The 6,434-nt window shown below is 44.5% G+C and carries 3 protein-coding genes; 1 reads left to right on the plus strand and 2 read right to left on the minus strand.

The genetic code is table 11. The features are described 5' to 3' along the window. Positions 1–67: 67 nt before the first annotated feature. Positions 68–997 (minus strand): bile acid:sodium symporter family protein, encoded by a 930-nt coding sequence (locus CXF61_RS01575; protein ID WP_165596915.1) that lies wholly within the window; start codon positions 995–997, stop codon positions 68–70. Positions 998–1,196: 199 nt separating this feature from the next. Continuing rightward, a complete protein-coding gene (gene metH, locus CXF61_RS01580) occupies positions 1,197–5,000 on the minus strand; it encodes a methionine synthase (RefSeq protein WP_165596916.1) in 3,804 nt (1,267 codons plus the stop codon). 572 nt (positions 5,001–5,572) lie between these two features. Here metH and CXF61_RS01585 point away from each other — a divergent pair. Then, on the plus strand, positions 5,573–6,127 hold the full coding sequence (locus tag CXF61_RS01585; RefSeq protein ID WP_057758533.1) for a fasciclin domain-containing protein: 555 nt from the start codon (positions 5,573–5,575) through the stop codon (positions 6,125–6,127). Positions 6,128–6,434 lie beyond the last annotated feature (307 nt).

Here is a 6,434-nt window from a genome sequence, read left to right on the forward strand (position 1 = left end):
TTATGTGATAAAGTCTAATTAGTGGTGTTTTTAAGTAGTCACAACCAAGTTTCAAACAATAAAATTCCTACCTAGCATCTCTCTTAGCAAAAATATTCGCAACCAACGCGCCACTAAAGTTATGCCATACACTAAATATCGCACTCGGTAAGGCAGCGACAGGGTTGAAATACGTCGCCGCAAGGGCAGCGCCAAGACCAGAGTTTTGCATGCCCACTTCCACCATAATGGCGCGGCGCTGTCTCTCCGTAAATCCAGACAAGCGCGCGATCACATATCCTAAGGTATATCCCAGCATATTGTGTAGAGCAACGACGATAAAGACGATGGCACCGCTGTCTAAGATGGTCGCTTTAGACACCGCGACCACAGCTGCGATGATAATAGAGATACCCAATACCGACACCATTGGCAATACCTCGGTGACGAACTCGATCTTTTTACCCAAAAATTTATGGAAGATAACACCGAGTAATATAGGTAAGATGACAATTTTGGTAATGGTCATCATCATACTGGCTAGGTCGATGTCGATCAGCTGACCCGCAAACACGTTTAATAGAATAGGGGTCAAAAAAGGTGCCAGTAGGGTAGAGATAGAGGTAATCGCCACACTCAAAGCTACATCACCTTTGGCTAAGAACGTAATGACGTTACTAGATGTACCGCCAGGGCAACAGCCAACTAAGATAACACCAACTGCGATTAAAGAATCGAGGTTGAAAATGACCGTTAATAGGTAGGCGATCAAAGGCATGAGCGTGAACTGTGCTAATAGGCCAACCAGTACAGGCTTGGGGCGTTTGACAATCTCTAGGAAATCTTCAGTCTTGAGCGTCATGCCCATGCCAAACATAATGATGCCAAGTATGGGAACGATCAAAAAAGCCAACGAGGCAAAAAACTCAGGAAAAATAAATCCCAAAACAGCACTGACCAATGCCCAGATTGCAAAAGTTTTGCCAATCCAACTAGAAAGTAATGCAATCTGATTCATAGCCTGTCTCAAAATAATAAAGTAGACAATAATCTAGCATGGTTCTTGTCAGTAAATGATAAAAGTATTTTGCTATGAACGTAGCGATAAGTTTGCTGAGGGTAGGCAAAATGGAATGCCATAAAAAATGGCTTACCCATATTAAATGAGTAAGCCAAAAAAGAACTATCAGGTTTCTATAACTTGATTAGCTAATCGACTACAAATTCGGATTTAACCATTTCTCAGCCGTTTTCATATCCCAACCTTTACGCTCAGCATAGCTCTCTAACTGGTCACGGCTGATTTTTCCGACATTGAAGTATTCACTGTCAGGATGTGAGTAATAGAATCCGCTGACCGATGATGCAGGCCACATCGCATAGCTTTCAGTCAACGTCGTACCAATCGCATCTACCGTACCGAGCCAATCAAACAATTTGCCTTTTTCCGTATGTTCAGGACAGGCAGGGTAGCCAGGTGCAGGGCGGATACCGACGTATTTTTCTTTAATCATCTCATCATTGGTGAGTGATTCAGTCGGCTGGTAGCCCCAGTATTCTTTACGGATGAGTTCATGTAGATGTTCGGCGAATGCTTCTGCTAAACGGTCAGACAGCGCCTGTACCATGATGGCATTATAGTCATCGCCTGCTGCTTTGTACTTTTCAGCGAGTGCTTCTGTACCGACGATAGAGACAGTAAAGCCGCCCAAGTGATCGGTATGCGTCTCTGATGGCGAGATAAAGTCTGCCAAGCTAAAGTTAGGCTTGCCGCTTGCTTTGTCGCTTTGCTGACGTAAGTGCTCAAACTGGTAGGTCGGTTTACCACCATTTTGTGGGTCATTGTCATATACAGTGACGGTATCTGCGCCAGTACGGCGCGCTGGCATCAGTTTAAACACCCCTTTAGCCACGATTGATTTCTCATCAATCATCTTTTGTAGTAGCTCTTCTGCATTTTCAAACAAATCGCGAGCCGCTTCACCAACCACATCATCTTGCAATATTTTCGGGTATTTACCGGTCAGACCCCAAGAGATGAAGAATGGTGTCCAGTCAATATAAGGCAGCAGATTCGCGATTGGATAGTCATCCAATATCACTTGTCCTAGTTTATTTGGCACTGGTGGCACATAGGTTTCCCAATCATACTGAAAGCCAATCTTGACTGATTCGGCATAGGTGACTTTGGCGGCTTTTGGTTGACGCTTAGCCAGACGCTCACGCACTTTGACATACTCTTCGCGTGTCTCATCGATGAGCGCTTGACGGTGTTCTTTTGATAGTAATTTGGTCACCACACCGACTGAGCGAGAAGCATCCGATACATAGATGACGCCATCGTTTTGATATTGCGGCTCGACCTTGACGGCAGTATGCGCTTTCGACGTCGTTGCACCGCCGATCATCAATGGTAGTGTCATGCCGCGCTCTTGCATTTGCTTGGCGACATAGACCATCTCATCGAGACTTGGGGTAATCAGACCAGATAGTCCGATGATATCAACTTTTTCTGCGATGGCAGTATCGAGGATTTTTTCACATGGCACCATGACGCCCAAATCGACGATATCATAGCCGTTACAGCCGAGTACCACACCGACGATATTTTTACCGATATCATGGACGTCGCCTTTGACGGTTGCCATTAGGATTTTACCTTTGACTTCGCCTTCGACTTTTTCCGCTTCGATATACGGGTTTAGCCATGCGACCGATTGCTTCATTACACGGGCAGATTTTACGACTTGCGGTAGGAACATTTTACCCGCACCGAATAGGTCACCGACGATATTCATACCGTCCATCAGTGGCCCTTCAATGACTTCTAGCGGTTTGGGGTACTTCTCCCACGCTTCTTTGGTATCGGCTTCGATAAAGGTGGTCACGCCTTTGACCAGTGCGTGGGCGATACGTTCTTCTACCGTACCTTCGCGCCAGCTCATATCGACGGTACTGTCTTTTTTCTTACCGCCATCTTGGTAGTTTTCAGCGACCGTCATCAGGCGCTCAGTCGCATCTTGACCAGTTTCACCTTGATTGCGATTGAGCATGACGTCTTCGATAGCGTCACGGGCTTCTTTTGGAATATCATCGTACAGCTCAAGCATGGCTGGGTTGACGATACCCATGGTCAGGCCGTTTTTGATCGCGTGGTATAAGAATACGGAGTTGATCGCTTCACGGATTGGGTTACCACGGAAACTAAACGAGACGTTGGATACGCCGCCCGAGACCATGGCATTTGGCAGGTTTTCCGTAATCCAGCGTGTGGCATTGATAAAGTCAGCGCCGTAGTTATTGTGCTCGGTGATACCCGTGGCAACGGCAAAGATGTTTGGGTCAAAGATAATGTCTTCTGACGGGAAGCCCACTTCATTGACCAGTACATCATAGCTGCGCTTAGATATCTCAATCTTGCGCTCATAAGTATCAGCCTGTCCGTCTTCATCGAATGCCATAACGATAATCGCGGCACCATAACGCATACATAATTTGGCACGTTCAACGAACTCAGCATGACCTTCTTTTAATGAGATAGAGTTGACGACAGATTTACCCTGTGTACGTTTAAGGCCTTCTTCGATAATGTCCCATTTAGACGAGTCAATCATCAGTGGCACACGGCTGATATCTGGTTCGCCTGAGACCAAGTTGACGAAATGAATCATCGCTTGCTTGGAGTCGAGCATGCCTTCGTCCATATTGATATCGACGATTTGCGCGCCGCCCTCGACCTGATCACGCGCGACATCGAGTGCTTCAGTATAGGCTTCGGTTTTAATCAAACGTAAGAATTTTTTAGAGCCTGTGACGTTGGTACGCTCACCGACATTGACGAACAAGCTATCAGAATTGATGGTAAATGGTTCGAGTCCTGACAAGCGGCAGGCAGGTGCTATCTCAGGGATAACTCGCGGTGGATAGTTTGCTACGACTTTAGCGATTTGACGGATATGCTCAGGCGTCGTACCACAGCAGCCGCCGACGATATTTAAGATACCCGCTTTGGCAAAACCTTCGAGTAGGGCAGCCGTTTCTTCAGCGGTTTCATCATACTCACCAAACTCATTGGGCAGACCAGCGTTAGGATGCGCAGAGACATAAGTATCAGCGATGTTTGACAATGTCTGAATATGTGGGCGCAGCGCATCAGCACCTAGCGCACAGTTAAAGCCAACCGATAATGGCTTGGCATGGCGGATAGAGTTATAAAACGCCTCGGCCGTTTGACCCGATAGCGTGCGACCTGATGCATCAGTAATCGTACCCGAAATCATGATTGGTAACTCAAAACCGATGTCATCAAACACACCAGTAATGGCAAATATCGCGGCTTTGGCATTTAGCGTATCAAAGATCGTCTCAATCAAAATAATATCGACGCCGCCTTCTATCAGGCACAAGGTCGCTTCGCGGTAGTTGAGTACCAATTCATCAAAGGTAATATTACGAAACGCAGGATCATTGACATCAGGCGATAGCGAGCACGTACGTGACGTCGGACCCACGACACCTGCAACGAAGCGCGGTTTCTCAGGCGTTTTTGCGGTAAATTCATCTGCTGCTTCTCGAGCAATCTTGGCCGCTGTCCTATTTAGTTCTGGCACTAGGTACTGCATGTCATAGTCAGCCATCGACAGACGCGTACCGTTAAAGGTATTGGTCTCGATGATATCAGCGCCCGCCAGCAGATGATCGTGATGAATGTCTTTGATCATGTGCGGCTGAGTCAGTACCAGCAAGTCGTTGTTGCCGCGTACATCTTGGTCGATATCGGCAAAACGCTCACCACGATAATCCGCTTCTTCTAGTTTATAGGTCTGAATCTGCGTACCCATCGCACCGTCTAACATCAAAATGCGTGATGCCATCTGCTCAGTGATACGGGCACGTGCGGTTAGCTGCTGCTCTTTAAACGGAAATACAGCAGGTGGCGTCAATATAAAGTCATTAGCGGATGAGGAACTAGAGGCGGTATCGGTATGAGAATCGTTTGGTGAGGTCGTCGTTGGAATCATAGGTGTGCTGCTTATATCGTAATTATTAAAAAAAGAAGGAATAACAAACCAGTAGCGTGCAGAGTCTCACGAAGAGGACCGCAAATTTGCATTATTTTAGCATGAAAAGTTTGCTACATAGGGATACTGCATATTCCTCTTTGGCAATAGATGAATAAGAGGAGAGCTAAGTAACAAAGCAAGGTATTAGAGTCTATTTCATAAAGCAGATACGCACAAATGAATATCATTTCGCTAGGGGCTTACATAAAGCTTTTCTTTTGCAAATGAAAGCCAACGGGAATGCTCAGAAGTCAGACAGAATTTACATCCATACCACAAAAAATTGCGTAAAGGCAGGTTGATAAAGATTGCTTACATGTTAATTTAATTTCAGAAATACAAGGTCTTAGTAAGTCCTACTTATAAATATAAGCTCATTTATTAGCAATAACTGGTATCAGAAGTATCGGTATTAGCAGTACAGTATGGTGAGCAAATGGCATTAGCAGGCAAGACGATCTGTAAGACAGTAATACCATAGTTGAAACAATACCAACGTCAAAGAAATTCAAATCATTAAGGAAAATGTTATGAAACTTACTAAAATTGCCACCATCGGTACATTGGCTATCTCAATCGCAGGTCTAAGTGCTTGTAATAATATGATGCCAGCAAAGACGGGCGATATGAAAGCACCAATGCACAGTCAGAGTATGGCTAAGATGAATGTCGTACAAATTGCGCAAAGCAATCCTGATTTTTCAGTATTGGTAGAAGCGGTACAAGCAGCAGGTCTAGTCGATATGTTGTCTGATCCTAATGCTCACTATACGGTATTTGCACCGACCAATGCTGCCTTTATGCAAGCATTGCAAGAAACAGGTATGACCAAAGCACAGTTATTTGCCAATAAACCACTATTGACTAAAGTATTGGGTTATCACGTAGTGGCTGGTGATATGGCTATGTATGCCAAAGATGTGAAGCCTGGTAACGTAATGACCGCTAGCAAAGACACGCTAATGGTGACTAAAGAAGGCAAACTAATGGATGAAAACGGTCGCACAACGAATATTGTGAAGACTGATATCGCTGCCAATAATGGTGTTGTCCATGTAATCGATAGAGTATTGTTGCCTAAATAAGCATTAGCTGAGGTATAACTACTGTATTTATTATAAGACTAAGCAGCCATTGTTTGTGATGATTTCATAATCAGACAATGGCTGTTTTAGACTCTAGAGCTTTATCTATATAAGTTTCTGTTCATATTGAAATTTTAAAACAGACATCTAAAAATAATTAACCAACGGCATTTTGTCTCAAACATCGCAATAATTGATATACAAGCAAACAATGCTATATACGTGATTGATACAGTGTTGCTACCTAAGTAAATATCATTTGAAAATTAAACAGTTAGACTGAGAACTATCAATATAACGGCCTAAA

The organism is Psychrobacter sp. 4Dc (assembly GCF_002836715.1).
GTDB lineage: Bacteria > Pseudomonadota > Gammaproteobacteria > Pseudomonadales > Moraxellaceae > Psychrobacter.